Source organism: Polaromonas eurypsychrophila (assembly GCF_014641715.1).
Classification (GTDB): domain Bacteria; phylum Pseudomonadota; class Gammaproteobacteria; order Burkholderiales; family Burkholderiaceae_C; genus Polaromonas; species Polaromonas eurypsychrophila.
In genome coordinates, this window is record NZ_BMIG01000005.1 from 1 (window position 1) to 25,068 (window position 25,068).

Annotated in this window: 24 protein-coding genes; 12 read left to right on the forward strand and 12 right to left on the reverse strand. The window is 63.7% G+C overall.

Translation table 11 applies throughout. The features are described from left to right. Positions 1-38 precede the first annotated feature (38 nt). Positions 39-338 (forward strand): TIR domain-containing protein, encoded by a 300-nt coding sequence (locus IEX16_RS08275; protein WP_188707885.1) that lies wholly within the window; start codon positions 39-41, stop codon positions 336-338. A gap of 225 nt (positions 339-563) precedes the next feature. On the opposite strand, the gene IEX16_RS08280 is transcribed toward IEX16_RS08275, so the two are convergent. Next, positions 564-716: a hypothetical protein gene (locus tag IEX16_RS08280; protein WP_188707886.1), complete on the reverse strand. Its 153-nt coding sequence runs from the start codon at positions 714-716 to the stop codon at positions 564-566. 706 nt (positions 717-1,422) lie between these two features. Between IEX16_RS08280 and IEX16_RS08285 the strand changes: the two genes are divergently transcribed. Further along, positions 1,423-2,700 carry a class I SAM-dependent methyltransferase gene (locus tag IEX16_RS08285; protein WP_188707887.1) on the forward strand — a complete coding sequence of 426 codons (1,278 nt, stop codon included), beginning with the start codon at positions 1,423-1,425 and terminating at the stop codon, positions 2,698-2,700. A gap of 71 nt (positions 2,701-2,771) precedes the next feature. Here the strand turns inward: IEX16_RS08285 and IEX16_RS08290 are convergent, their stop codons facing one another. The 3 genes from IEX16_RS08290 to IEX16_RS08300 all read right to left on the reverse strand — a co-directional run bounded on the left by IEX16_RS08290 (position 2,772) and on the right by IEX16_RS08300 (position 6,042). After that, complete coding sequence (locus tag IEX16_RS08290; protein ID WP_188707888.1) at positions 2,772-3,764, reverse strand: Bug family tripartite tricarboxylate transporter substrate binding protein; 993 nt, start codon at positions 3,762-3,764, stop codon at positions 2,772-2,774. Between the two features lie 284 nt (positions 3,765-4,048). Further along, positions 4,049-4,951 (reverse strand): site-specific tyrosine recombinase XerD, encoded by a 903-nt coding sequence (gene xerD / locus IEX16_RS08295; RefSeq protein ID WP_188707889.1) that lies wholly within the window; start codon positions 4,949-4,951, stop codon positions 4,049-4,051. Between the two features lie 116 nt (positions 4,952-5,067). Next, positions 5,068-6,042: a tripartite tricarboxylate transporter substrate binding protein BugE gene (locus tag IEX16_RS08300; RefSeq protein ID WP_188707890.1), complete on the reverse strand. Its 975-nt coding sequence runs from the start codon at positions 6,040-6,042 to the stop codon at positions 5,068-5,070. 121 nt (positions 6,043-6,163) lie between these two features. Between IEX16_RS08300 and IEX16_RS08305 the strand changes: the two genes are divergently transcribed. Further along, the gene (locus IEX16_RS08305; RefSeq protein ID WP_188707891.1) at positions 6,164-7,069 is read left to right on the forward strand and encodes an AEC family transporter; all 906 of its coding nucleotides are present in this window, start codon (positions 6,164-6,166) and stop codon (positions 7,067-7,069) included. 180 nt (positions 7,070-7,249) lie between these two features. On the opposite strand, the gene IEX16_RS08310 is transcribed toward IEX16_RS08305, so the two are convergent. From IEX16_RS08310 to IEX16_RS08320, 3 genes are read right to left on the reverse strand one after another with little or no spacing between them, the layout of a single operon-like run. Next, entirely contained in the window at positions 7,250-8,086 is an 837-nt protein-coding gene (locus tag IEX16_RS08310; protein WP_188707892.1) for an ABC transporter substrate-binding protein, read from the reverse strand. After that, complete coding sequence (locus IEX16_RS08315) at positions 8,083-8,772, reverse strand: ABC transporter ATP-binding protein (RefSeq protein WP_188707893.1); 690 nt, start codon at positions 8,770-8,772, stop codon at positions 8,083-8,085. Before IEX16_RS08315 ends, IEX16_RS08310 begins: the two co-directional genes overlap by 4 nt. Next, a complete protein-coding gene (locus IEX16_RS08320) occupies positions 8,772-9,524 on the reverse strand; it encodes an ABC transporter permease (protein WP_188707894.1) in 753 nt (250 codons plus the stop codon). Before IEX16_RS08320 ends, IEX16_RS08315 begins: the two co-directional genes overlap by 1 nt. A 138-nt stretch (positions 9,525-9,662) precedes the next feature. Between IEX16_RS08320 and IEX16_RS08325 the strand changes: the two genes are divergently transcribed. The 4 genes from IEX16_RS08325 (at position 9,663) to IEX16_RS08340 (ending at position 13,480) form a co-directional block, all read left to right on the forward strand. Then, positions 9,663-10,772, forward strand: a complete 1,110-nt coding sequence (locus IEX16_RS08325; RefSeq protein WP_188707895.1) for a substrate-binding domain-containing protein — start codon at positions 9,663-9,665, stop codon at positions 10,770-10,772. An 827-nt stretch (positions 10,773-11,599) separates the two neighbouring features. After that, positions 11,600-12,910 carry an NAD(P)/FAD-dependent oxidoreductase gene (locus IEX16_RS08330; RefSeq protein ID WP_188707896.1) on the forward strand — a complete coding sequence of 437 codons (1,311 nt, stop codon included), beginning with the start codon at positions 11,600-11,602 and terminating at the stop codon, positions 12,908-12,910. A 38-nt stretch (positions 12,911-12,948) separates the two neighbouring features. After that, entirely contained in the window at positions 12,949-13,092 is a 144-nt protein-coding gene (locus IEX16_RS08335; RefSeq protein WP_188707897.1) for a hypothetical protein, read from the forward strand. 121 nt (positions 13,093-13,213) lie between these two features. Then, on the forward strand, positions 13,214-13,480 hold the full coding sequence (locus tag IEX16_RS08340) for a VF530 family protein (RefSeq protein WP_188707898.1): 267 nt from the start codon (positions 13,214-13,216) through the stop codon (positions 13,478-13,480). Positions 13,481-13,491: 11 nt separating this feature from the next. On the opposite strand, the gene atpE is transcribed toward IEX16_RS08340, so the two are convergent. Continuing rightward, the gene (atpE, locus tag IEX16_RS08345; RefSeq protein WP_188707899.1) at positions 13,492-13,734 is read right to left on the reverse strand and encodes a F0F1 ATP synthase subunit C; all 243 of its coding nucleotides are present in this window, start codon (positions 13,732-13,734) and stop codon (positions 13,492-13,494) included. 44 nt (positions 13,735-13,778) lie between these two features. On the opposite strand from atpE, the gene IEX16_RS08350 reads away from it, so the two are divergent. From IEX16_RS08350 to IEX16_RS08360, 3 genes are all read left to right on the forward strand, one after another. After that, positions 13,779-14,474: a pseudouridine synthase gene (locus tag IEX16_RS08350; protein ID WP_188708181.1), complete on the forward strand. Its 696-nt coding sequence runs from the start codon at positions 13,779-13,781 to the stop codon at positions 14,472-14,474. 67 nt (positions 14,475-14,541) lie between these two features. Continuing rightward, positions 14,542-15,186 carry a dioxygenase family protein gene (locus IEX16_RS08355; RefSeq protein ID WP_188707900.1) on the forward strand — a complete coding sequence of 215 codons (645 nt, stop codon included), beginning with the start codon at positions 14,542-14,544 and terminating at the stop codon, positions 15,184-15,186. A gap of 48 nt (positions 15,187-15,234) precedes the next feature. Then, positions 15,235-15,990 carry an SDR family NAD(P)-dependent oxidoreductase gene (locus IEX16_RS08360; protein ID WP_188707901.1) on the forward strand — a complete coding sequence of 252 codons (756 nt, stop codon included), beginning with the start codon at positions 15,235-15,237 and terminating at the stop codon, positions 15,988-15,990. 120 nt (positions 15,991-16,110) lie between these two features. Here IEX16_RS08360 and cphA read toward each other — a convergent pair whose 3' ends face one another. Then, the gene (gene cphA / locus IEX16_RS08365) at positions 16,111-18,714 is read right to left on the reverse strand and encodes a cyanophycin synthetase (protein ID WP_188707902.1); all 2,604 of its coding nucleotides are present in this window, start codon (positions 18,712-18,714) and stop codon (positions 16,111-16,113) included. Beyond that, positions 18,711-20,936: a cyanophycin synthetase gene (locus IEX16_RS08370; protein WP_188707903.1), complete on the reverse strand. Its 2,226-nt coding sequence runs from the start codon at positions 20,934-20,936 to the stop codon at positions 18,711-18,713. Before IEX16_RS08370 ends, cphA begins: the two co-directional genes overlap by 4 nt. A 206-nt stretch (positions 20,937-21,142) precedes the next feature. On the opposite strand from IEX16_RS08370, the gene IEX16_RS08375 reads away from it, so the two are divergent. Both IEX16_RS08375 and IEX16_RS08380 read left to right on the forward strand, forming a co-directional pair. After that, on the forward strand, positions 21,143-23,491 hold the full coding sequence (locus IEX16_RS08375; protein WP_188707904.1) for a cyanophycin metabolism-associated ABC transporter: 2,349 nt from the start codon (positions 21,143-21,145) through the stop codon (positions 23,489-23,491). Positions 23,492-23,501: 10 nt separating this feature from the next. Then, positions 23,502-23,990: a cyanophycin metabolism-associated DUF1854 family protein gene (locus IEX16_RS08380; protein ID WP_188707905.1), complete on the forward strand. Its 489-nt coding sequence runs from the start codon at positions 23,502-23,504 to the stop codon at positions 23,988-23,990. 175 nt (positions 23,991-24,165) lie between these two features. On the opposite strand, the gene IEX16_RS08385 is transcribed toward IEX16_RS08380, so the two are convergent. Both IEX16_RS08385 and IEX16_RS08390 read right to left on the reverse strand, forming a co-directional pair. Next, the gene (locus IEX16_RS08385) at positions 24,166-24,603 is read right to left on the reverse strand and encodes a universal stress protein (protein WP_188707906.1); all 438 of its coding nucleotides are present in this window, start codon (positions 24,601-24,603) and stop codon (positions 24,166-24,168) included. Between the two features lie 20 nt (positions 24,604-24,623). Continuing rightward, positions 24,624-24,905, reverse strand: a complete 282-nt coding sequence (locus IEX16_RS08390) for a DUF427 domain-containing protein (protein WP_188707907.1) — start codon at positions 24,903-24,905, stop codon at positions 24,624-24,626. Positions 24,906-25,068 lie beyond the last annotated feature (163 nt).

A 25,068-nucleotide genomic window follows, 5' to 3' on the forward strand; every position in this document is an offset into this window, starting at 1 on the left:
CATTTCTCATCTCCAATTACTGAATTTTCACATCAGCTATGGAGTACGTTTTTCGGGGGCAAGATCACCTGTACACGCCGTGCGATCATGGCCGAGGGGTTCATGAAAGCAATATTCACCCTCGTCAAAGAGCCAGACAAAACGTAGTATTCGAGCACGGATATCTGATGGCTAAACTAGGCAGAGAGAATGTTTCCGCATTGGTAAAGGGCGAGATTGAAACACCGAACGACATCGGCGGCGTTGTCTACGTTGGCTTTGATGCCCAGGGCGCATGGAAGACTGAAATAGCAAAAGAGCTTACGGCTTGCGGCTATGACATCAAGAGCTGGTTCTGATGGTCACTGAGAACAATAGCTAAGGTCGTTTTCACCTTCTCCAAAGCCAAAAGCATCCCACCACCGCCACACAAAGGATCAACAACGCGATCACGAAGAGGGCTGCCCCAAATCGGTGTCTGTCCATAGTCGTGATCAGCTTAGATGGGCTGGGTATGTTTTGAATTTCGATGTTCATGAGCGGGGGTACTACTGCGCGTCCTCGCTGTTAACCGCACTAGACTGTTAGCGAGCCAAAAACCATATCCAGGCCAGCCCCACTAATGCCACAGTGCAGATCAACAGAGCGACCACAAACAGGCAAGCACCAAGCGGATGCCTATCCATCGTTGCAATCAGCTTTGACGGGCTTGGCAAATTTTGAATTTCGATGTTCATGCGCATAGCCTACGGGATTGCCTTCCTAGTTGTCATCGGAAAAGGCTATGTATAAGTCCTGCATATCATGTGGATAACTTTTGTGTAACCCTCGCAAAATCACAAAATCCACCTAACCAAGAGTTTTAAATTGTGGATAAACTTGTCGATCTCCTAGTCGGGCATGAGACGTCATGGTCGGTGTTGCTGTAATCGTCAAGGTCGTGCAAGTCGACCACTTCGTCGGTACCCCGTAGATTGGGACGCGCAGCCGTCCTTAATCTTGGCGACGGCTCTCCTTGAAAACGCTCTTGCCGCCCTGGATGTGCACAGAATGGTCGACGGCGGTCTTCCGAGCAGGCAGACCCAAGTGTTGAATCGAAAATGACTGCAAAAGGACACATCAAAATACAGTGTCCCCGGACTCTTGGCAAGGGAGGCACCCTTTCAGCACTTTGACGCTAAAACATGCGCCCGGAGCGCCTTTACTGCGACTTGCATGCGGCCAGGACACCGGGACAGGCCCGGGATGACCGACGCGTTAACCATAGGACCAGCCGGACCTCGGCCCAGTCACCAATTCGAAACAATCCGTTCTCTCCTACAGACGGCCGCCTGAAGTTCACGCATATTCGGGACTTGCCAATCGGTGGATGGCAAACTGGTCGCAGCAGCTACCAAGCTCTTCATTCCAGACCCGCTTGAATGCAAGAACAGGAGTGGGCCCATGATCCGGCATCTCGTTCCCCATCTGGAGTCCCGCCTGCTCGGCCTGCCAGCGCCCATGTCCGTGCAGTTGCCTGAAGGGCCGCTGCTGGGCGCGCCGGATGCGCCGGTGAAGATGAGTTTTTCCCACTGGTCCAGCCTGACCCGCCTGCGGGCCGGCCAGATCGGCGCACTGGCCGAGGAATATGTCGAGGGCAAGCTCAAGCTCGAAGGCCGCATGCGTGACGTGATGGCAGTGGCGGCCAGCCTGCTGCCGGCGAATCCGTCGCACAGCGACACCGGTTGGTGGACCGGCCTGCAGCGCCAGATCCGCTCACTGCGGACGCACACGCCCGAAAAAGACGCCGCGCAGATCCAGTTTCACTACGACGTGTCCGACGATTTTTATGCACTGTGGCTGGACCCGCACCGCGTCTACTCCTGCGCCTACTACCGCGAAGACGCCATGACGCTGGCCCAGGCACAGCAGGCCAAGCTCGACCACATCTGCCGCAAGCTGATGCTGCAAGCGGGCGAGCGCTTCCTCGACATAGGCACGGGCTGGGGCGGGCTGCTGCTGTGGGCTGCCGAACACTACGGCGTGGACGCCACCGGCATCACCCTGTCAAAAAACCAGTATGCGCATGTGCAGGCGCAAATTGCCAAAAAAGGCCTGCAAGGCCGGGTGCGCGTCGAGCTGCGCGACTACCGCCATCTGGATGAAGACAAGCCCTTCGACAAGATCTCGTCGGTCGGCATGTTTGAACATGTGGGCCGGGCCCAAATGCCGGCGTATTTCAGCAAGATCATGCGGCTGCTGGCGCCAGGCGGGCTGGTGCTGAACCACGGCATCACCGCAGGCGGCCTGGACAACCGGCAGCTCGGCGCGGGCATGGGGAACTTCATCGAAAAATACATCTTCCCCGGCGGCGAGTTGCTGCATGTCAGCGATGTGCTGACCCACTTGGCGCGCTCCGGGCTGGAAATGGTGGACACCGAAAACCTGCGGCCCCACTATGCGCGCACGCTCTGGGACTGGTCGGATGCGCTCGAGGCCAGGCTGGACGAGGCCCAGCAGGTACTGGCGGCCCCCGGCGTAAACGCCCGCGCCGAAAAAATCCTGCGGGCCTATCGCCTCTACCTGGCCGGCAGCGCCATGTGTTTCGAGCAAGGCTGGATCAGCCTGCACCAGATGCTGGCAGCCCGCCCAGCTGAAGCCATGGCGGACGAAGCCATCCAGGGCGCGCAAAGCGCTTACCCCTTCCGGCGCGAATACATGTACAACACACCCGATTCATAAGCCAAATCGGCCTTCAGCCCATGCCCGTAGGCCGCAAGCAGCTATCAAATATGTAGCAACTCAGGCAGCACTCAATCGGTCTTGATCTGCGCGGCCTTGACGATACGCGCATTGCTGGCCGATTCCTGCGCGATCTGCCGGGTGAACTCTACGGGGCTACCCCCCGTGGGCACGTTGTCGGCACTCAGCAGGCGCTTGCGCAGTTCCGGCGTCTGCAAGGCCAGGTTGATCTCGGTGTTGAGCCGCTGCAACACCGGCGCCGGCGTGTTGCCCGGGGCAAACACGCCGAACAGCGAACTGAGGTTGGCCGGCGCAAAACCCAACTCGGCAAAGGTCGGTAACTGCGGCAGGGCATCAACCCGCGCCGGCGCGCCGACCGCCAGCGGCCGCAACTTGCCGGACTGGATGTGCGGCATCACCGCACCGCTGAGGTTGGTTGTGATCACCTCGAACTGCCCGCTCAGCGCGTCGGTCAGTTGCTGGCCGCCGCCCTTGTAAGGAATGTGGGTGATCTCCAATTTGGCGCCGTTCTGCACCTGTTCGAGCACGATATGGCCGACCGTGGCCAGACCCGAGGTGGACCAGCGCACGCTGCCGGGTTTGGCTTTGGCCGCAGCCAGCATGTCCTTGAAGTCCTTGCCTTCGAAAGCGGACGTCGCCAGCAGCACCACCGGCGAGTACATGACGCTGGCCACGGGCGCAATGTCCTTGAGCGGGTCGTAAGGCAGCTTGCCGAGGTGCGGGTTCAGCGCCAGCGGGCTGATCGACGAGAAGCCCAGGGTGTAGCCGTCAGGCGCGGCCTTGGCCACCACATCCATGCCGATGGCGCCACCGGCGCCGGCGCGGTTTTCGATCACCACCGGCGTGGCCAGTTGCTGCGACAGCTTCTCGGCCAGGGCACGCGCAATGTTGTCGCTGATGCCGCCCGGCGGGTAGGCCACCACGATGCGTATGGGCCGCGCCGGCCAGCCGGCCTGGGCGATGGAAACTGAGGGCAGCGCAGCGGCACACAGGGCGAGCAAAGGCAGGGCCAGCAGGCGGCGGCGCGGGATGAGGCGTGACATGAATTTTCCTGAGATGAACGTGACTCTATTTTGCCCCGCGCAGCGACCGCATCTCCGCCGCCCTCCCTTTCAAGCAAGGGCCACAGATCTGGCTTTGGCAGTACGCAGGCGCAGCGCCCCTCGGAGCATCCTTCGACAGGCTCAGGACGAACGGATAAAAAGAGGCATCCGCGAAGGCAGCTCTTGTCAAGCAAGGGCCGCGGGTCCGGCTCCGCCGGTCCGCAGGCGCAGCGCGCCCTCGGGGGGCAGCGCAGTCCACGAAGTGACCAGCGTGGGGGCCCTATCTAGCCCCTCGGATGGTGCTGCGAATGCAGCGCCTTCAGCCGTTCGCGCGCCACATGCGTGTAGATGGTGGTGGTTGATATGTCCGCATGGCCCAGCAGCATCTGCACCGCACGCAGGTCGGCGCCGTGGTTCAGCAGATGTGTGGCAAAGGCGTGGCGCAGGGTATGCGGCGACAACGGCGAATGGATGCCGGCACGCAGCGCGTATTTCTTGACCAGCATCCAGAACATCACGCGGCTCATGCCACTGCCTCGCGCCGTGACGAACAAATCGTCGGTCTGCTGGCCTTTCAAAATCTCGGGCCGGGCTTCGGCGAGGTAACGCTCTATCCACAATCGGGCCACCTGACCGAACGGGACCAGGCGCTGCTTGTCACCCTTGCCCGTGACGCGCAGCACACCCTCGTTCATGCCGGTGTGAAAGGTTTTGAGACCAACCAGCTCACTCACGCGCAGGCCGCTGGCGTACATCAGCTCCAGCATGGCGCGGTCGCGCAGGCCCAGCGCCGTGTCTTCATTCGGTGCGGCCAGCAGCGACTCGACCTGGGCCTCGGACAGCAGCTTGGGCACACGCAGCGCCTGTTTGGCCGATTGCAGCTTGAGTGTGGGGTCGGCGCTGATCAGGCGCTCGCGCAGCGCCCAATGGAAATAACGCTTGAACACCGTCAGCCGGCGGTTCGCCGAGGTCGCCTTGGTGGCGCTGTGGCGCGCGGAGAAGTAGCCGTGGATATCGCTCTCGACCGAGGCGTCCAGCGCCCGGCCGCCCTGCTCTTTCGCGCCCAGCCAGGCCGCGTACAGCGAGAGGTCGCGCCGGTAGGCGGCCAGCGTGTTTTTCGACAGGCCGTCTTCCAGCCACAGGGCGTCAATAAAGGTGTCTATGCCGGACTGGCTCTGAGGGTGCATGTATCGACGATAACAAAATGCACAGGCAACGCGTCGGGCGACGCGCAAAAAAACACCCCGCCAGGCACCAGGCCTGCGGGGTGGGGGTACGCGGCGGGCTGCCGGGCCTGCGCGGTTTATTCGAGTTTCAGGCCGGCGCTGCTGACGACCTTTTTATAGACCTCGAATTCAGCCTTGATCTGTGCAGTGAACTGTTCAGGCGTGTTGCCAACAATGATGGAACCGGTGTCTTCAATGCGCTTGCGGACGGCAGGGTCCTGCAGGGCCTTAAGGGCTGCCGCGCTGACCTTCTCGACCACCTCTTTCGGCAGACCCTTGGGGCCGGTGAGGCCGTAGTAAGCCATGCGGTTGACGGGCTCCAGGCCTACCTCCTTGAACGTTGGCACGTCCGGCAGCACGGTCAGACGCTGTGGCGCAGCGACCACGATGGGAATCAGGCGTTTTTGCTGAATGAAAGGCAGCGCCGAAGGAAGGTTGTCAAAAATGATCTGCACCTGCCCGGCGACCGTGTCGTTCAGGGCCGGGCCGGCTCCGCGGTAAGGGATGTGAGTGATGAAGGTGCCACTGAGATTCTTGAACAACTCGGTCTGCAGGTGACCGATGCCGCCAGTGCCCGATGAGGCGTACGAGTATTTGCCGGGACTCTTCTTAAGCTCGGCGAGAAACTCCTTGTAATTGCGTGCCGGGAAGCTCGGATGCACCGCAATGATGTTGGGCGTCGCCGCGATGTTCATGATGGGCGTGAAGTCCGTCAGGGTGTTGTACGGAATTTTCGGGTTGATGGCCGGATTGGCCGCCGTGGTGGACACCGTGGCCATGCCCAGCGAATACCCGTCCGGCGTTGCGCGGGCGGTGTCCAGTGCCCCTACCACGCCACCGCCACCGGCCTTGTTTTCAACGACCACAGTCTGGCCCAGCGCCTTGCCCAGCGGCTCGCTGATCACGCGGGCGACGATGTCAGTGGTGCCGCCCGGTGCAAACGGCACTTGCAGCTTGATGACCTTGTTGGGGTAAGCCTGGGCAAAGGCCGAACCTGCCGCGGCAGTGGCCAGCGTCAGCGCGGAGAGGGTGAGCAGATAGCGACGTTGCATGACGGTTTCCTTGAAGAAATAACAATGGCTAATCCTAAGCGCAAGCAACGTGCCTGCCTCTTGTGGATAACGCATAAGGGCTATCCCTAGGAAAGCCCCACGGTTTTGTTATTCTCACCGGGTGAACTACGCGCAACTTCTTTTTCCCGATTTCTCGCTGATTCTGTGTGGCTACCTGGTCTGCCGTTACACCGCACTGAACCGCACGGTCTGGCAGCAAGTGGAAAGCCTGGTGTACTACTTCCTGTTTCCGGTGCTGCTGTTTCATTCCATCGTCAGAAGCCCGCTGGACCTGGGCGCGGCCTCCGGCCTGATTGCCGCGGGGCTGACCATGGGGGTGCTGGGCATCGCCCTGGCTTATTCCCTGCCCTACCTGCCCTGGTTGGGCGCACACATTGACAGGCGTGAACACGCGGCCAGTGCGCAGGTCGCCTTCCGCTTCAACTCCTTCATCGCGCTGGCGCTGGCCGAACGGCTGGCCGGCGCCGAAGGCCTGCTGCTGATTGCGGTGCTGATCGGTGTCTGTGTGCCTCTGTTCAATGTGGGCGCGGTCTGGCCGATGGCGCGCCACGCCAACACCGGTTTTCTGGGTGCGCTGGTGCGCAATCCCCTGATCATCGCGACCGCCACCGGGCTGGCCGCCAACCTGCTGGGTTTCCAGATGCCGGTCTGGCTGGAGCCCACCGTCACACGCATAGGCGCGGCCTCACTCGCGCTGGGCCTGATGGCGGCCGGTGCCGGCATGCAGTTCGGCCCGCTGGCTTCGGCCAAAACCCTGGCAGTGTCGCTGCTGGCCATCCGCCACTTCTTCATGCCGCTGATCGCGCTGGGCCTGTCCTGGGTGTTCAGGCTGTCGCCGGTGCAAACCACCGTGTTGCTGTCGTTTTCGGCTGTGCCGACCGCCTCAAGCTGCTACGTGCTGGCCGCACGCATGGGTTACAACGGCGCGTTTGTCGCTGGCCTGGTCACGCTCTCGACCCTGCTGGGCATCATCAGCTTGCCGTTTGCGCTGGGGCTATTACGGTGAGCCCCCACGTTCGCTCACTGCGAGCCTGCGGCAGCTCCCTGCCCCTTGCACAAAAAATGGGGGCGCTGCGCCTGCGGACCGGCAAAGCCGGATCCACGGCCCCTGCTTGAAAAGAGCTGCCCTCGCGAATTTCTCCTTATCCGTTCCCCCTGAGCTTGTCGAAGGTTCGAAGAATGCGTATCACTTGGTCGCGTTCGGGAAGAACAACTGCTCGCCGCCAATCTTGTAGCTGGCAATCGAGGCCTGTCCCGCCGGGGAAACAATCCAGTCGACAAACTTCTGCGCCTCGGCAAGCCTGACCTGCGGGTGTCTGGCCGGGTTCACCACCATCACGCCGTACTGGTTAAACAGACGCGTATCGCCCTCGACCAGCACCGCAAGCTCACCGCGGTTCTTGAAGCTGAGCCAGGTGCCACGATCCGTCAGCACATAGGCGCTGGACGAGGAACCGATGTTGAGCGCCGGGCCCATGCCGCAGCCGCAGGCCTTGTAGCCGGCGAACTGCGGGTTGTCGACACCGGCGTTTTTCCAGTAACGCAACTCGGCGGCGTGCGTGCCGCTTTTGTCGCCGCGCGAGATGAAGCTGGCATTGGCCGCGTTGAGTTTTTTCAAAGCCTCGACGATGTCCTTGCCTCTGGTTTTCGCCGGATCGGCGGCCGGGCCGACCAGCACGAAGTCGTTGTACATCACCGGGAAGCGTTTTAACGCAAACCCCTCGGCCACGACTTTTTCCTCGGCCACCTGGTCGTGCACAAACAGCACGTCGGCATCGCCGCGCCGGCCCATGTCTATGGCCTGGCCGGTGCCCAGCGCCACCACCTTGATGTCGATGCCGCTGAACTGTTTGAAGGCCGGCAGCAGGCTGCCGAACAGGCCGGACTGCTCCGTCGAAGTGGTTGAAGCCATCACGATGGGCTGTGGTTGCGCTATGGAAACCGTAGCTGCCAGCGCAATGGGGACAAGGGCTACAGCCTTAAAATACTTAAAAAATCGGGCATACACAGGGACGGCGTTCATACAAGCTCTCCTTTGACAAAAATCTCGGCTTCAGGCGGCAGCGGGCCGTTGAAGAAGTCATGCGTGGGCAGGTCTGCCAGCAGGCGGCCCTGCTCCAGGTAGATCACGCGACTGGCCAGGCGCTTGACCTGGCCCAGGTTGTGGCTGCTGAAAATCAGCGTCATGCCGGACTGCGCAAATTCCGCCATCAGGGCCTCGACCTCGCGTTTGGCGGCTGGGTCCAGGCTGGCCGTCGGTTCGTCAAGCAGTAGCACGTCGGGCCGCAGTGCCCAGGCGCGCGCCAGCGCCAGCCGCTGCTGCTGCCCGCCCGACAGCGCCTTGGCATTGCGCTGCGCCAATGCCAGCAGGCCGACACGTTCGAGCGCACTGAGCGCCTGGGTCGTGGCTTTTTTCCAGGCCATGCCCTTGAGCCACATGCCCAGCGCCACATTGGTCTGGGCGTTGGCACGCAACATGTAGGGATGCTGGAACAACATGGCCTGGCGTGCCGCCACATCAACCTGCAGGCTGCCGGTGCTGGGCCGCACCAGGCCGTGCAAGGTGCGCAGCAAGGTACTTTTGCCGCTGCCATTGGAGCCGACCAGCGCGACGCGCTCACCGGCCTGGATGCGCAGGTCGCAGGCTTTTATTGCCTGCACCTTGCCGAAGGTCACCCCCACGGTTTTCAGATCGAACAGCGGCTTCATCAACCGCCTCCCTGTCGCTGCAGGCTGGCGCTTTCGGGTGGCGGCGCGTGGTCGTCCAGGCGCTCACGCCAGCGCCGCACCAGCGCAATCAGCACATTGAGCAACAGCACCACGGCCAGCAGCAGCAGCCCCAGCGCCAAAGCCAGCGGCAGGTCGCCCTTGCTGGTCTCCAGCGCGATCGCGGTGGTCATCACCCGCGTGAAGCCGTCGATGTTGCCGCCGACCACCATCACCGCACCGACCTCGGAGATGGCACGGCCAAAGGCGGCGATCAGCACCGTCAGCAGGGTGTAACGCTCGTCCCAGAGCAGCAGCAGGCTGCGCATGCCCTTGCCCGCGCCCAGTGACTGGAACTGCTCGCCGTGCAGGCGGTCGGCGTCTTCAATGGTCTGACGCACCAGCGCCGTCACCACCGGCAGCACCAGTACGGTCTGCGCCAGCACCATGGCCTTGAAGGAAAACAGCCAGCCCAGAAAACCCAGCGGCCCGGAGCGCGACAGCAGCAGGTAAACCACCAGCCCAACCACCACCGAGGGCAGCGCCAGCAAGGTATTGAGCAGCGTCAGCACCACGTCGCGGCCGCGAAAGCGCGCCACACCCAGCCAGGCGCCCAGCACCAGGCCGGCGCTGCAGGCCAGCAGGCAGGCGCAGGCGCTGACGGCCAGCGACCGCAGCACAATGCTGCCGAGCAGGGGATCGAAGGAGGCAATCAGCGAGAAAGCTGTGCTGACGCTGTCTGAGAAGGTGTTCATGCGAAACGGAAAAGTGAGCCTATCGTAGGCGGGCGGATTCCTTGAAGCCATCGGGAATCCCGAGCTATGAAGCCCTGTGCATAGGTGCGGCAGACCGGTGTGGGAGCTGCGCCCATAATCAATACTCACCTTCCTGCCATGCACAAAGTCGAACTCTCCTACCTGCTGTCGCCCGAACGCGGCAAAGACGCACTGATCCGCAACCCGTTGATGGACCTGCTGCACGCGGTGCGCGAGCAGGGTTCCATCACCAAAGCCGCTCACGCGCTGGACCTGTCCTACCGCCATGTCTGGGGCGCGCTCAAGAAGTGGGAGCAGACACTGGGCCGCACGCTGATCGTCTGGGACAAGGGCCAGCGCGCACAACTCACCGAGTTTGGCGAGAAACTGCTGTGGGCCGAGCGCCAGGCCCAGGCCCGGCTGGCGCCGCAGATTGAAGCGCTGCGCGGCGACATCGAGCGCGCGTTTTCCACCGCCTTTGATGACGACGCCCATGTACTGACGCTGTATGCCAGCCATGACGCTGCGCTGAGCGCGCTGCGCGACGAGGCGGCGGCGCGCCGCCTGCATCTGGACATCCGTTTCATGGGCAGCGTGGACGCGATCGCCGCGCTCAACAGCGGGCGCTGCATGATGGCCGGCTTTCACACGCTGGACCGGCCAAGCACCAGCTCGCTGGCCGCGCGCACTTACCGCAACCTGCTCAAGCCGGGTCTGCACAAGCTGATTGGTTTTGCCCACCGCAAGCAGGGCCTGATCGTCGCCAAGGGCAACCCGCGGCGGATTCGGCAACTGGCCGACATGCAGCAGCCTGGCCTGCGTTATGTCAACCGCGCTGAAGGTACCGGCACCCGTGTGCTGCTCGATGAATTGCTGGCGCAGGACGGGCTGGGTGCGGGCAAGCTGCGCGGCTACGACAGCCAGGAGCCGTCGCACACCGCGGTCGCCCAGGCCGTGGCCAGCGGTGCGGCCGATGGCGGGCTCGGCATCGAAGCCGCCGCGCGTGAAAAAGGCCTGGACTTCGTGCCGCTGGTGCAGGAACGTTATCACCTGGTCTGCCTGAAGTCGGCGCTGCCGCAAGCGCCGGTGCAGGCCCTGCTGGCTGAGCTGCAAAGCGCCGCCTGGCAGAACACGCTGGCCCGCCTGCCCGGTTACACCGGCGACCAGGCGCAAAGCGGCCAGGTGCTGTCGCTGCGGGCGATGTTGCCGTGGTGGAATTACCGGAAAGCCAAAATCTCTCATTCCTGAGAGTGTTTTGGGCCCCGGCCCTTGGTAGACGTGCGCGGTCAGCTACTGAATTCATAGCAAATTTATCGCCTGATCTGTCATCCCGGACTGGATCCGGGATCCATGGTCGATAACTCGTGCTGTTGGGGTGTGCCTACAAGCCGGGTCTCGCCCCGGCGGGCGACTTACTTTTCTTTGCTTCGCCAAAGAAACCTAAGGAAAAGAAAGGCGATCCGATGGTCTGGGTCCTTCCGCTTCGCTCCAGGCAACCTGCGGTGCTCGCCGAAAGCGGGGTCGAGCTCGAACTCGGCTTCGCCTCAGACAATCGCTCGCCCTGATCCACTTTCGGCTGCGCTCCTCGGCCCAGCCCGACGGGTGGGGCAGAGAAATACCAATACCAATTCTGGGAGGCGAGGACGCGCAAAGCGCGCCTCGCCGGAGCCCGATTCGTACCCGAATCCGGCCCCGCTCCCATACCCACCACCCTTCTGTATGCGCCGAGGAGCGGAGGTCCAGACGGATCAGGACGGGCGATTGTCTGAGCGCAGCGAGTTCGAGCCCGGCCCCGGCTGGATCGAGCACCGCAGGTTGCCCGCAGCGAAGCGGAGGGACGCAGACAGCAGGGTCGCCTTTTCTTTTGCTTACTTTTCTTTTGGCGACGCAAAAGAAAAGTGAGTTGCCGCCGGGCAACCCCCGGCCAGCAGGCGCAGGCACACCCGACCGCACGAGCAGGCCAACATGGATCCCGGATCAAGTCCGGGATGACTGACATCCCGAGCCCTCCCACGCCAGTTACCATGGAGCCACAACAACATTGCCGGCCACTTGAGGCCGGAGAGGAAAAACTCATGCAACGCATCGTCATCGTCGGAGGGGGCGCCGGCGGGCTGGCACTGGCCACCCAGCTTGGCAAACATCTGGGCAAAAAAGGTCTGGCCGAGATCACGCTGGTCGATGCGGCGCGCACCCATGTGTGGAAGCCGCTGCTGCACCAGCTAGCCGCAGGCAGCTTCGACACCCATGCCGAGGAAATCGAGTACCTGGCGCAGGCGCGCTGGAACCATTTCAAGTTTCGCCTGGGTCGGCTCGAAGGCCTGGACCGCGCGAGCAAAACCCTGCAGCTCGCCGCCAGCCACGACGAGGCCGGCCGCGAGATCACGCCGGCGCAGGAGCTGGGCTACGACACGCTGGTGATTGCCGTCGGCAGCCAGACCAACGACTTCGGCACACTGGGCGCGGCCGAACACACGATCAAGCTGGACAGCCCGCAGGCCGCCAAACGCTTCAACGACCGCCTGATCAACGCCTGCATACGCGCGCAGACCGTGCCGCGTGTTGCGGGCAGCGGCCGCCTGACGGTGGCCATCGTCGGCGGCGGCGCCACCGGCGTGGAACTCGCCGCCGAGCTGCACGCATCGGCGCGCGTGCTGGCCAACTACGGCTTTGACCACATCCACCCGGAAAAAGACTTGCAGATCGTGCTGGTGGAGGCCGCGCCGCGCCTGCTGGCGCAACTGCCCGAGCGCCTGAGCGAATCGGCGCTGCGCGAGTTGCGCAAGCTGGCCATCGAGGTGCACACCAATGAAAAAGTGGTCGAAGTCACTGAAGGCAGCCTGAAGATGGCCAGCGGCAAGGTGATTTCGTCGAGCCTCACGGTCTGGGCCGCCGGGGTCAAGGCCGGCGACTTCCTGAAAACGCTGGGCGGCGATCAGCCGCTGGAAACCAACCGGCTTAATCAGCTGGTTGTCAACGGCAACCTGCAGAGCACGCACGACGCCAGCATTTTCGCCTTCGGCGACTGCGCCGCCTGCCAGCAACCGGACGGCACCTGGGTGCCGCCGCGCGCCCAGGCCGCCTACCAGCAGGCCATGTACCTGGTGAAGGCGCTGCCACGCCTGCAGCGCGGCGAACCGGTCTCGCCCTTTGTGTTCCGGGACCAGGGTTCGCTGGTCTCGCTGTCCGAATATTCCTCGGTCGGCAGTCTGATGGGCAGCCTGACCAAGGGCAGTTTTTTCATCGAAGGCCAGCTCGCCAAAGTGATGTACTGGGCGCTGCACAAGCAGCACCAGCTGGCGCTGGGCGGCTGGAAGAAAACCGCGCTGATCACCTTGTCAGAAATGATTGACCGCACCTACCGCCCGCGCATCAAGTTGCACTGATAATCAGCGAATATTTTTTCAACCCAACGGAGAACACCATGGCAAAAGGACAGCAAAACAAGGACAAGATGGTCAAAAAACCGAGGAAGGATACGGCACCCCCAAAAGCCGTCTCGCCCGATGCGGTGCGTCCAACCATCGTCACTCAGGTACCCCTGCGCGGCAAACTGAAAAACAAATAAACAGGCCCCCACGCTTGTCACTTCGTGTACTGCGCTGCCCCCCGAGGGGGCGCTGCGCCTGCGGGCCGGCAGAGCCGGACCCGCGGCCCCGGCTGGTAAAGACAAAAGCTCGGCCATCGCCATGACCGAGCAGCCCGGCAACCCATTACACGGCGTCACGCTGGAAGCCATGGTCACCGCGCTGTCGGACCACTATGGCTGGGAAGAGCTCGGCCAGCGCATCGCCATTCGCTGCTTCACCTTTGAGCCCAGCGTGCCGTCCAGCCTGAAATTCCTGCGCAAGACGCCGTGGGCCCGCGAGAAGGTGGAAGGCCTTTACCTGTTCATGCTGCGTGAGCAGCGGCGCGCTGCGCCCACCGTGCACAACTTCCCGCCGCCCAAGGCCTGAGTCTGGAGCCCCTAAGCGCCCAGCGGGTTGGCGAACAGCAGCATCATGGCTACACCCACCCCAATCAGGAAGTTGGCGTCGATCAGACCGGCCAGCAGGAACAACTTGACCTGCAGGGTCTCCATCAGTTCGGGCTGGCGCACAGCACCTTCGATGAACCGTCCGCCCATCACGCCTATGCCCAGGCAGGCACCGATGGCGCCCAGTCCGATCAACAAACCAGATGCAATGGAAATGGCACCTGCGTCTGTCATGATTTTTCTCCTTGGTTGAAACACTGCTTGCTGATGGCTCCATGATGCTGGCCGGTTTGCCGCAAAACAATGACCTCGCAGGTCATGCAGAGGCCGGTTTTGAACTGGTTTACGCCGACGCCTGCCTGCTGGTGCTGGGCAAACCGGCAGGTCTGCTGTCGGTGCCCGGCCGGGGCGAGGATAAGCAGGACTGCCTTAGCACGCGTGTGCAGCAGCACTACCCCGACGCGCTGGTGGTGCACCGCCTTGACATGGCGACCTCGGGCCTGCTGCTGATGGCGCGCAGCATCACCATCCAGCGGGCGCTGGGCGCGCTGTTCGAGCGCCGCCAGGTGGACAAGCGTTACGTTGCGGTGGTTGATGGCGAGCTGGCCAATGCACCCGGCGCCGATGGCTGGGGCCTGATTGACCTGCCGATTGCGGTGGACTGGCCGCGCCGGCCGATACGCATCATTGATGCGGCGCACGGCAAAGCCAGCCAGACCCGCTGGCGCGTGCTGGCGCACGATGTGGCGCCCCCCAACAGCACGCGCCTGGAACTGGCGCCGCTGACCGGCCGTTCGCACCAGTTGCGCGTGCACCTGCAGGCCATCGGCCACGCCATCCTGGGCGACAGGCTGTACGGCAGCGCCGCCGTGCAGGCCCGCGCGCCACGCCTGCTGCTGCATGCGAGTGCGCTGGGGTTTGTGCATCCGGTCAGCGGCCAGCCCCTGCAGTTCAACCGCCCCGCGCCTTTCTGACAAACCGGTGCCAGACTGGAACTTCAGCGCTTTTGAAGCCTCCCACACCGATCACCGGAGAGCCTCCATGCGACCAATACCGTCCCCTTTCCCGCCCACGCTGCTGAGCCGTCGCACCGTGGCCGCAGCGCTGGTGGCAGCGCCTGCCCTGTGGCTGGGGTTGCGCGCCCAACCGGCCGCCGCCCGGCGCGCCACCCCGTCGCAAACCGAAGGGCCTTATTACCCGGTGGCCCCGCCCAAAGACAGCGACAACGATTTGCTGCGCAACGGCACGCTGGTCTACCCCGAAGGACAAAGCGCCTGGATCGAGGGACAGGTCAGTGACCTGACCGGCAAGCCGGTGGCCGGTGCCCGTGTCGAGATCTGGCAGTGCGACCACGCCGGCCACTACCACCACCCCGGCGACGGCGACCGGGCGGACCGGCGCTTCCAGGGTTTCGGCAGTATCGCGGTGGGCGCCGACGGGCGCTACCGCTTTCGCACGCTCAAACCGGTGGCCTATGCCGGCCGCACGCCGCACATCCATGTGAAGGTCAAACTCGGTCAGCGCGAACTGCTGACCACGCAGTTGTATGTGGCCGGTGATGCCGGCAACACCCGCGATTTTCTGTGGCGCCGGCTCGATGAAACCGAGCGGGCGGCGCTGACCGTGCCGTTCACGGCAGCAAGCGATGGCCTGCGCGCGAACTTTCCTATCGTCGTGGCGGCCTGAAGGCCACAAACCGGCATGCCGGTGCCGTTTGTCATTAATATCGTGGTTATGAATCACCAACTTTTTATCCTGACGGGCGCCTCGCGCGGCATGGGCTTGGCCATGGCGCGGCAATTGCTCCAACCTGGCCACACCTTGCTGTGCATCTCGCGCAAGACCAACGACACCCTGGCCGCACAGGCCAAGCTGGCAGGCGCCACAATGCTGCAGTGGCCGCAGGACCTGGCACACAGCGTCGACCTCAGCGCGCGGCTGGAGCAATGGCTGCGCGAGCAGTCCGCCGAAGGTTTCACCGGCGCCGTATTGATCAACAACGCCGGCATGATCCCGCGCATCGGGCCGCTGAGCGATGCCGATGCCGACGACCTGCACCTGGGCCTGGCGGTCGGGCTGGAAGCCCCCATGCAACTGACCGCCGCCTTCCTGCGCGCCACCGAGAACTGGACAGCGAAACGCAAGGTGCTCAACATCTCTTCCGGACTGGGCCGCAAGGCCATGGCGTCCCAGTCGATTTATTGCGCGGCCAAGGCCGGCATGGACCACTTCACGCGCTGCGTCGCGCTGGAGGAAGCGCTCAAGCCGAACGGCGCCACCGTCTGCTCGCTAGCGCCCGGCGTGATCGACACCGACATGCAAACCCAGTTGCGCGGCGCCGACGCAGCAGCGTTTCCGGACCAGGGCAACTTCATCAACCTCAAGGACAGAGGCTTGCTAACCTCGCCCGAGGAAGCCGCCGCCCGCATCCTGGCCTTCCTGGCCAGGCCGGATTTCGGCAGCCAGCCGGTGGCAGACGTCCGGGACTGACTCTTTGCTACGGTTTTGATAGCTTCTGGCCCATGACGCATATGGGCTGGAGGCCGATTTTCTTGATGGATCGGCGGAACGCGCTGGGGCTACCTTGCCAGCACCACTGAAGGCTGCGGTTCAGGCTGTCGCAAGATGCTGCGCATCACGCGCACCCTTGACCCGCTCGGCCAGGTGCGCCAGCGCCTCCTGCACCTGATCGACCAGCACCAGGCACAGGTCGCCGGGTTGCAAGCGTTCGAGCGCGGTGTCGATGGCGACGAATTCGCCGCGGATTTCGTCGATGCGGGTGGTGCGGGATGCGCCGGCCAGGCCTTCGCGCAGCAGGGCCATGACCTCGCCGTCGGCACGGCCGCGCTGGGCCGCGTCCTGATACAGCAGCACGTCGTCGAAGGCTTTGCCCAGGATGATGGTCTGGTCGCGAATGTCGCTGTCGCGGCGGTCGCCGGCACCCGAAATCACGACGCTGCGGCGCTGACCCTTGCTCGCCGGCATGGTGTCCACAGCCGCCACCAGCGCGCGCATGGCATCGGGGTTGTGGCCGTAATCGGCAATCACCGTGGCACCCTTGTAGTCCATCACGTTGAAGCGGCCGGGTGCATTGTGCGCATCGCTGACGAAGCTGGCCAGACCGCTTTTGAGCGTTTCCCACTTGAGGCCGACCGCCCAGGCCGCTGCCAGCGCGGCCATCACGTTTTCGACCTGGAAGCCGATACTGCCACTGCGGGTCAGCGGGATGTGTTGCAGCAAGACGCGTTCACGCCAGGCGCCTTCGGCGGCGACGATGGTATTGCCGTCCACATACACGGTGCGTTTGCCCTGCGCGCGGTGAGTGGCCATCAGCGGGTGGTGCCGGTCGGCGGCGAAGAAGATCACGTTTCCGGGGCAGGTCGGCGCCATGGCAGCAACAATGGGATCGGCGGCATTGAGCACCGCGTAACCGGTGGGCGCGACGTTCTGCACGATCACGCGTTTGAGCACCCCCAGGTCTTCGACCGTGGTGATGAAGTTGAGGCCCAAGTGGTCGCCGCTGCCGACGTTGGTGACGACGGCCACCTGGCAACGGTCAAAGCCGAGGCCTTCGCGCAGCACACCGCCGCGCGCGACTTCAAACACGGCGGCATCCACGTCGGGATGCATCAAAACATTGCGCGCGCTTTTCGGTCCGCTACAGTCGCCGCTGTCGGTCTGCCGGCCATCGACATAAACGCCATCAGTGTTGGTCATGCCGCAGCGCAAACCGCTGGCAGTCAACAAGTGTGCGATCAGGCGGGTCACCGTGGTCTTGCCGTTGGTGCCGGTCACGGCCACCACCGGCACGCGGCCGTCATCGCCGTGTGCAAACAATTCGTTGATCATGGCGCCGCCTACGGATCGGCCCTTGCCGTAGGAAGGCGACAGGTGCATGCGCAGGCCGGGCGCGGCGTTGACTTCAACCACGCCGCCGTTTTGCGCCTCCAGCGGACGCAGCACGCTTTCGCAGACCACGTCCACGCCGCAGATGTCCAGGCCGATCATCTGTGCGGCCGCCACGGCGCTCGCGGCCACCTCAGGGTGCACATCGCCGGTCACGTCGGTGGCGGTGCCGCCGGTGCTCAGGTTGGCGTTGTTGCGCAGGATCACGCGGCGTCCACGCGCAGGAATCGACTCCGGTGTCAGGTCCTGAACCGCCAGCCGAGCCACGGCAATCTCGTCAAACCGGATCTTGGTCAGCGAGGTCGCGTGGCCTTCGCCGCGCCGCGGGTCCTGGTTGACGATATCGACCAGCTCGCGCACGGTGTGCAGGCCGTCACCGAGCACTTGCGGCGGTTCGCGCCGCGAGGCGGCCACCAGCTTGCTGCCGACCACCAGAAGGCGGAAGTCATTGCCGGGCAGGAATTTTTCGACCATCACGTCGCCGTGCTCAGCCGCCGCGCGGAAGGCGATGTCGAGATGCTCGCGCGTCACGATGTTGACGGTCACGCCCTTGCCCTGGTTGCCGTCCAGCGGTTTGAGCACCACCGGCAGCCCGATCTGCAGGGCTGCTGTCCAGGCGTCGTCGACATCGGAGACCGGGCGGCCGGTGGGCACCGGTACACCGGCGGCCAGCAGCAGTTTTTTGGTCAGGTCCTTGTCCTGGGCAATCGATTCGGACACGGCGCTGGTGGCGTCCAGCTCGGCGGCCTGGATGCGGCGCTGGCGCGAGCCCCAGCCGAACTGCACCAGACTGCCGCGCGTCAGGCGCCGGTAGGGAATGCCGCGGGCAACCGCCGCGTCCACGATGGCGCCGGTGCTGGGGCCTATGCGTTCGTCTTCGTCGAGGTCGCGCAGTTGCGCAATCGCCGCGTCCACGTCGAAACCGGTTTCATTGAGCGCGGCAAACACCAACGCTTGGGCCAGCTCCAGCGCGAGTCGACCGACCGCCTCTTCGCTGTACTCGATAACCGTCTGGTAAACGCCGGGCTCCAGCGTGGCCGAAGTCTGGCTGAAGGTAACGGGGCAGCCAGCGTTGGCCTGCAGCGCCAGCGCGGCCGACTCCAGCACATGGGCCAGCGACACCGGGCCCACATAACCGCCGGGCCGCAGCGCGCCGATGGCGGGAAACAGCGAACGCACGCGCGGCTCAAAGCCGGGCAGCCTGTCGATGGCGCACTCGGCATCGGTGCAGCCAACGACGGCTTCAAGCGCCGTGTGGCGGCTCCAGAGGTTGGGGCCGCGCAGGGCACGGATGCGCGAAACGTTCATGGGAGGATCTTTCGGGGCTGGGCCGGGCTGGATTCAAAGGCTTCAATGCCCGCGCCGATCAGGTTGAGGGGTATGCCGAGCGCCCAGGCCGCAGCAATCGCGGCGAGCAGGCTGTCTTCGGCGGTCGGGACGTGGCGGTCCTGCCAGACGGCCAGCTTGTCGAGGCCGGGCAAAAAGACCTCGCTGCTGCCAGTGGCCAGCACCACCTGTCCCTGGCGAATGAACACGGCGCGGCCGCCGGTGTCCAGGTGGGCGGTAATAGCGGGCAGCGTTGGGTCCAGCGCATAAAAAATCACTTCGCCGTCGCACAGGCCGGCCATGGTGACGATGGCGGGATCGGCGGCGTTGAGAACGGCCACGCCGTCGGGCAGTACCACATCGACCTGTGATCGCATGACCTTGAACATCGGTTCTTCGTCGAAGATATCGAACTCGGCAAGCTTGTCCCAGCCACCCAGGTCGGTGACCACGCCGACCTGACAGCGGTCATAGGCCAGGCCGGTACGCAGGATGGTGCGAGCGCTGTTTTCAAACACCGCCGCCTGTACGGCGCGGTTGATCAGCAGGCGCTGGCCGGCTTCCCAGCAGGTGCCGTCGGTTTTGTCGAGACAGCGTCCGTCCACAAACAGGCCGTCGCGGCAGGCCAGACCGGTGTGCCGGCCCGAGAGCTGCAGCAGCCAGGCGACAAGGCGCGCGATGTTGTGCGCGCCGGCCGAACCGGCCACGCCGACCACCGGAATACGGCCGCTTTGCTCACCGTCCGGCGCTTCTGGAAACAGGTGGTCGCAGATGGCGCGGCCGACCGGACGGGGCGCGCCCTCGGCTGGTTTGAGGTGCATCAGCAGACCGGGGCCGGCATTGACTTCCACAATCGCGCCGCCCTGGCCATGCAACGGTTTTGAAATGTCCTGTGCCACGACATCAACGCCGGCAATGTCCAGGCCCACGACGCGCGCGGCCAGCGAGACGATGTGGTCGACCTCGGGATGGACCTCGTCGGTGCAGTCGATGGATACATTGCCGTTGCGCTGGATCAGCACCTCGCGGCCAGCGGCCGGAACGGCGTCGGGGCTCAGGCCCTGACGCTGCAGGTCGAGCTGGATGGCTTCGTCCTTGTCGAGTTCGATCAACCCGAGCGGGAAGTCTTCGGTGGCGCCGCGGCGCGGGTCGGTGTTGAGCTGTGTGTTGACCAGTTGGGCCACGCTGGCCACGCCATCACCGCGGATGGATGCCGTTTCGCCGCGCGCGGCGGCGACGACGCGGCCGCCGACGACCAGCAGGCGATGCTCATGGCCGCGCACAAAACGCTCGACCATCACATCGCTGCCCTGAGGCGCGGCGACATGGAAGGCGGCCTCGACTTCTTCCCGTGTCTTCAGGTCCAACGACACACCGCGGCCGTGGTTGCCGTCCGAAGGCTTGACGACCACCGGCAGCCCGATGTCCTGGGCGGCTTCCCAGGCAGCCTCGACGGTGTCGACAATTTGACCTTCGGGCACCGGCACGCCGCAGGAGGCCAGCAGGCTTTTGGTCAGGTCCTTGTCGCCGGCAATGCCTTCGGCAATCGCGCTGGTGAATTCGGTCTCGGCGGTCCAGATGCGGCGCTGGCTGGCGCCGTAGCCGAGCTGCACCAGATTGCCGTCGTTCAGGCGGATGTGCGGGATGCGGCGCTCGGTGGCGGCAGCGACGATGGCGGCGGTGCTGGGGCCGAGGTAACACTCGTCGACCTTGGCGCGCACGCGGGCCACTGCGACCTGCAGTTCGGCCTCGCCATAAGGCTCATGGTGGGCTCCGTTGTTGATGGCGGCCATCAGCAGGCGGTGGCCTTCGGCCAGGGCGCTGCGGGCGACCTGCTCGTCGCGAGCCCGGAACACCATGCGGTAGATGCCGCGGTGGGAGGTGCTGCGGGTCTGGCCGAAGCCAGTCGGCATGTCGGCCAGGTTCAGCAATTCGATGACCACGTGTTCGAGCACGTGGCCGGCCCAGGTGCCTTCCACCAGGCGCTGGATGAAGCCACCGCGCTCGCCGACGCCGCAATGGTGCTCGACCAGAGCCGGCAAAAGGGCCACCAGCCGGTCGCTGAAACCGGGAATCAGGTTGGACGGAAAATCTTCCAGACTTCCCAGGTCCAGCCAGGTTTCCAGCACGGGCCGGTAGGTCCAGATGTTGGGGCCACGCAGGTAATTGATGCGCAGAAGCTTGATGTCGTCCTTTTTGCTCATGTTTTTATCGCTTGGGTCAACCGCGCCGGCCGGGCGGGCGTTCTTTTTGGAAAGCGCCCCGGAAGGGGCGTTTCTGGTTAATAAATGCGGGTTTTCCTGCACGGGTGTTGAATGAGACATCAGCAGGTTCCCCGGCTTGGGCGAAAATCGCCGCTTCGGCCCTGGAAATCCCCAAGGTACTGGTTTTGACGGCTTCCAAACTCACAATGCAAAATTCTCATCCGGTTGATGTCTCCAGCGAGGCCGGCCAGGCGCAAATAGAATTGCGCGCACAGCTCACAGCCCATGAGAACGTTTTATGTACGGTGCTGGTTGACCTGAACCGGCAACTTCGGTTTTCGCGTGGCTTGCTGGCGCTGACCGACCAGCGCCTGATGGCCCAGGACCCGGAAACCGGCCAATGGACAAGCTGGGCGCTGCCCGGGAAAACCCCTACCGGCGCTCCCCCGGACCTGTCCCTGCGTCATTTCGACCATGCCGGCGTCGGCACGCTGGAGTTGCACCAGGGCGGCGCCCGGCTGGCCAGCTGGCGTTTCACCCTGGCGGCCAATGTGCAGGCCTTGCGCCTGCAGCGCCTGTTTGAGCAGCAAAGCGCGCTGTCCGGCTCCGAGGCCGCGGTGGGTCTGGCCGATGAGGTCGCCCTGTGCCCGCTGTGCGACACCGTCCTGCCGCCGGACAGCGACGAATGTGGCAACTGCGTCCGGGAACTGCACACCCCGCCGTCGACCTGGGTGCTGCTGCGCTTATGGCGATTCGCGCGCCCCTACCAGTGGCAGCTGCTGGCGGGATTTTTGCTGACGCTGGCGTCCACCGCCGCCACCCTGGTGCCGCCTTACCTGACCATCCCGCTGATTGATGACATCCTGATCCCGTTCCAGAACGGCCAGCAGATCGCGTCGGGTAAGGTGCTGGCCATCCTGGGCGCGCTGCTGGCGGCCGCGGTTGTCGGCTGGGCGCTGAACTGGGCCCGCACCTATTTGCTGGCGCTGGTGTCCGAGCGCATAGGCGCCGACCTGCGCACCGCTACTTTTGACCATTTGCTGGAGCTGTCGCTGGACTACTTTGGCGGCAAACGCACCGGCGACCTGATGGCGCGTATTGGCTCGGAAACCGACCGCATCAACGTCTTTTTGTCGCTGCACGCGCTGGACTTCGCGACCGATGTGCTGATGATTGTGATGACGGCCGCCATTCTGTTTTCCATCAACCCCTGGCTGGCGCTGGTGACCTTGTTGCCGCTGCCCTTCATCGCCTGGATGATCCATGCCGTGCGCGAGCGCCTGCGCACCGGCTTCGAGAAAATCGACCGGGTCTGGTCCGAAGTGACCAATGTACTGGCCGACACCATCCCCGGCATCCGCGTGGTCAAGGCCTTTGCCCAGGAAAAACGCGAAGCCCAGCGCTTTCGCGATGCCAACCGGCACAACCTGGATGTCAACGACAAGCTCAACAAGGTCTGGTCGCTGTTCACGCCGACGGTCTCGCTGCTGACCGAAATCGGCCTGCTGGTGGTCTGGGCTTTTGGTATCTGGCTGGTGTCCAGACAGCAGATCACCGTCGGCGTGCTGACCGCCTTTATTGCCTATATTGGCCGCTTCTATACAAGGCTGGACTCCATGAGCCGCATTGTGTCGGTGACGCAGAAAGCAGCTTCCGGCGCCAAACGCATTTTCGACATCCTTGACCATGTCTCGAACGTGCCCGAGTCCGCCAACCCGGTGCCCATGGCCTCACTGCAAGGCCGCATCGAGATGAGCGGCCTGGGCTTTCGCTACGGTAACCGCGCGGTGATCCGCGGGCTGGACCTGGTGATTCAGCCGGGCGAAATGATCGGCCTGGTGGGCCATAGCGGCTCGGGCAAAAGCACGCTGGTCAATCTGATCTGCCGCTTTTACGATGCGACCGATGGCAGTATCAGTGTGGATGGAATTGACATCCGGCGTTTTGGCGTGGCTGACTACCGGCGCAATATCGGCCTGGTGCTGCAGGAGCCGTTTTTGTTCTTCGGCACGATTGCCGAGAACATTGCCTACGGCAAACCCGGCGCCAGCCGCGCCGAAATAGTGGCTGCGGCCCGCGCTGCCCATGCCCACGAATTCATCTTGCGGCTGCCTCAGGGCTACGACTCGCTGGTCGGCGAGCGTGGCCAGGGTCTGTCGGGCGGTGAACGCCAGCGCATCTCGATCGCGCGCGCACTGCTGATCGACCCGCGCATCCTGATCCTTGACGAAGCCACATCATCGGTGGACACCGAGACCGAGCTGGAAATCCAGAAGGCCCTGGACAATCTGGTGCAGGGCCGCACGACGATTGCGATCGCACACCGCCTGTCCACCCTGCGCAAGGCCAACCGCCTGGTGGTGATGGAGCGCGGCCAGGTGGTGGAGGTTGGCCGGCATGACGAGTTGATGGCCCAACAGGGCGCGTATTGGCGGCTCTACGAAGCGCAGGCGCGCCAGGTTGACAGCGAAGGCAACCATGACGCCGAAGAAGGAAGGATTGCGCTGGCGACCTCGCAGGTGGCGCACACAGCCCAGCGTGCTGGCAGCGTTTGAAGGAATACCCATGGCCCCTGTTTCCATTCCCGCCGACCCTCCCTTTGAACTGGTGCGCCACGCCTCGGGCCGGCTACTGCTGACTGACAGCAGCGGCCAGCAACATGTCGGTGTTGTCCCGGTGCGGGCGTTTCCGATTGCCGCCCCGGATGAAGGCATCTCGCTGGTCAGTAGCGAGGGCCATGAACTGGCCTGGCTGGAGCGCCTGGATGGCATGCCGCCAGCGCTGCGCAGCCTGCTGGAAGAAGAGCTGGCCCTGCGCGACTTTGTGCCCGAGATCACACGCATCATCAGTGTTTCAAGTTTCGGCACGCCCAGTACCTGGACGGTGGAGACCGACCGCGGCGACACCACGTTTGTGCTCAAGGGCGAGGAGGATATCCGGCGCCTCAGCCGCCAGTCGCTGCTGATCGCCGCCGGGCATGGCGTGCATTTCAGCGTGAAGGACATGGCGGCGCTGGATCGGGCTTCGCGGCGACTGCTCGAACGGTTTCTTTAGGCGTCTGGGCGGCAGAAGGCGTCGAAGCGAAAAGTGGCCCCAGATCAAGTCCGGGATGACCGCCAGCGCACGGCGTCCGCTATAAATTCAATAGCTATTCATGACCGCACGCTATAGGCTGCAGGCAGATTTCATGCCCAAACCGCCTGATTCAGGCAGCAAACCGCGCACTGGCTCAGTCGCGCACGATCAGGATGGGCAGGTGCGCATGCGCCAGCACCTGCGCCGCCACGCTGCCGAGCACGAGTTTTTCAAGGCCGCGACGGCCATGCGAACCCATGACGATCAGGTCGGCACCCACCGAGTTGGCGGCTTCCAGAATGCCGCGATAAATGGCATGGCTTTCGATGATGGACGAGGCCACCGTGATGCCCGCGCTTTCAAGCAATCGGGTCGCCCCGCTCAGCGCCTCCTTGCCCTCCTTGGTCGCCGCGCCCAGGTACTGCGCCTGACCATAAGCAAAGTCGGCGCCGACACCGCTGAAGGCATAGGGATCAATAACGTAAATCGCGGTGACCGTGCTGCCGAAGGCCTGGGCAAGTCCCCTGGCTTTTTCCACAGCCATCAACGACGTCTGTGAACCATCCACTGGCAGCAAGATGTGCTTGAACATGATCGCGGTCTCCCTAAAAATCAGGCTTCGATCTTCACGCCTTTCCAGAAAGCCACACGGCCTTTGATCTCTTCAGCTTCAGACTTGGGGTTAGGGTAGTACCAGGCCGCGTCGGTATTCATCTCGCCATTGACCAGCAGCGAGTAATAACTCGCCTGCCCTTTCCATGCACACATGGTGTGATGGTTGCTGAAAGTCACGTAATCACGATTGAGCGTACTGTCAGGAAAATAATGGTTACCTTCGATGGTCACAATGTCGTCGCTTTGCGCAATGACTGCGCCGTTCCAGATGGCCTTCATAACACTTCTTTCTTGGATTGCGGGGTCCGCCGCCGGGTCAGGGATGGAGCTGCCAGCAATCTTCGCACAGTCTGCACCGGCTGTGGGGTGGCAGCGAAGGCATTTCAAATGCAAAAAGAGGCGTGATGGAAAGCCATCACGCCTCTTTCATAGATTCATGCAC

Coding starts and splice junctions, on each gene's coding strand:
- IEX16_RS08275 (WP_188707885.1), top strand. CDS start 39: ATGGAGTACGTTTTTCGGGGGCAAGATCACCTGTACACGCCGTGCGAT.
- IEX16_RS08280 (WP_188707886.1), bottom strand. CDS start 716: ATGAACATCGAAATTCAAAATTTGCCAAGCCCGTCAAAGCTGATTGCA.
- IEX16_RS08285 (WP_188707887.1), top strand. CDS start 1,423: ATGATCCGGCATCTCGTTCCCCATCTGGAGTCCCGCCTGCTCGGCCTG.
- IEX16_RS08290 (WP_188707888.1), bottom strand. CDS start 3,764: ATGTCACGCCTCATCCCGCGCCGCCGCCTGCTGGCCCTGCCTTTGCTC.
- xerD (WP_188707889.1), bottom strand. CDS start 4,951: ATGCACCCTCAGAGCCAGTCCGGCATAGACACCTTTATTGACGCCCTG.
- IEX16_RS08300 (WP_188707890.1), bottom strand. CDS start 6,042: ATGCAACGTCGCTATCTGCTCACCCTCTCCGCGCTGACGCTGGCCACT.
- IEX16_RS08310 (WP_188707892.1), bottom strand. CDS start 8,086: ATGAACGCCGTCCCTGTGTATGCCCGATTTTTTAAGTATTTTAAGGCT.
- IEX16_RS08315 (WP_188707893.1), bottom strand. CDS start 8,772: ATGAAGCCGCTGTTCGATCTGAAAACCGTGGGGGTGACCTTCGGCAAG.
- IEX16_RS08320 (WP_188707894.1), bottom strand. CDS start 9,524: ATGAACACCTTCTCAGACAGCGTCAGCACAGCTTTCTCGCTGATTGCC.
- IEX16_RS08325 (WP_188707895.1), top strand. CDS start 9,663: ATGCACAAAGTCGAACTCTCCTACCTGCTGTCGCCCGAACGCGGCAAA.
- IEX16_RS08330 (WP_188707896.1), top strand. CDS start 11,600: ATGCAACGCATCGTCATCGTCGGAGGGGGCGCCGGCGGGCTGGCACTG.
- IEX16_RS08335 (WP_188707897.1), top strand. CDS start 12,949: ATGGCAAAAGGACAGCAAAACAAGGACAAGATGGTCAAAAAACCGAGG.
- IEX16_RS08340 (WP_188707898.1), top strand. CDS start 13,214: ATGACCGAGCAGCCCGGCAACCCATTACACGGCGTCACGCTGGAAGCC.
- atpE (WP_188707899.1), bottom strand. CDS start 13,734: ATGACAGACGCAGGTGCCATTTCCATTGCATCTGGTTTGTTGATCGGA.
- IEX16_RS08350 (WP_188708181.1), top strand. CDS start 13,779: ATGCTGGCCGGTTTGCCGCAAAACAATGACCTCGCAGGTCATGCAGAG.
- IEX16_RS08355 (WP_188707900.1), top strand. CDS start 14,542: ATGCGACCAATACCGTCCCCTTTCCCGCCCACGCTGCTGAGCCGTCGC.
- IEX16_RS08360 (WP_188707901.1), top strand. CDS start 15,235: ATGAATCACCAACTTTTTATCCTGACGGGCGCCTCGCGCGGCATGGGC.
- cphA (WP_188707902.1), bottom strand. CDS start 18,714: ATGAACGTTTCGCGCATCCGTGCCCTGCGCGGCCCCAACCTCTGGAGC.
- IEX16_RS08370 (WP_188707903.1), bottom strand. CDS start 20,936: ATGAGCAAAAAGGACGACATCAAGCTTCTGCGCATCAATTACCTGCGT.
- IEX16_RS08375 (WP_188707904.1), top strand. CDS start 21,143: ATGCAAAATTCTCATCCGGTTGATGTCTCCAGCGAGGCCGGCCAGGCG.
- IEX16_RS08380 (WP_188707905.1), top strand. CDS start 23,502: ATGGCCCCTGTTTCCATTCCCGCCGACCCTCCCTTTGAACTGGTGCGC.
- IEX16_RS08385 (WP_188707906.1), bottom strand. CDS start 24,603: ATGTTCAAGCACATCTTGCTGCCAGTGGATGGTTCACAGACGTCGTTG.
- IEX16_RS08390 (WP_188707907.1), bottom strand. CDS start 24,905: ATGAAGGCCATCTGGAACGGCGCAGTCATTGCGCAAAGCGACGACATT.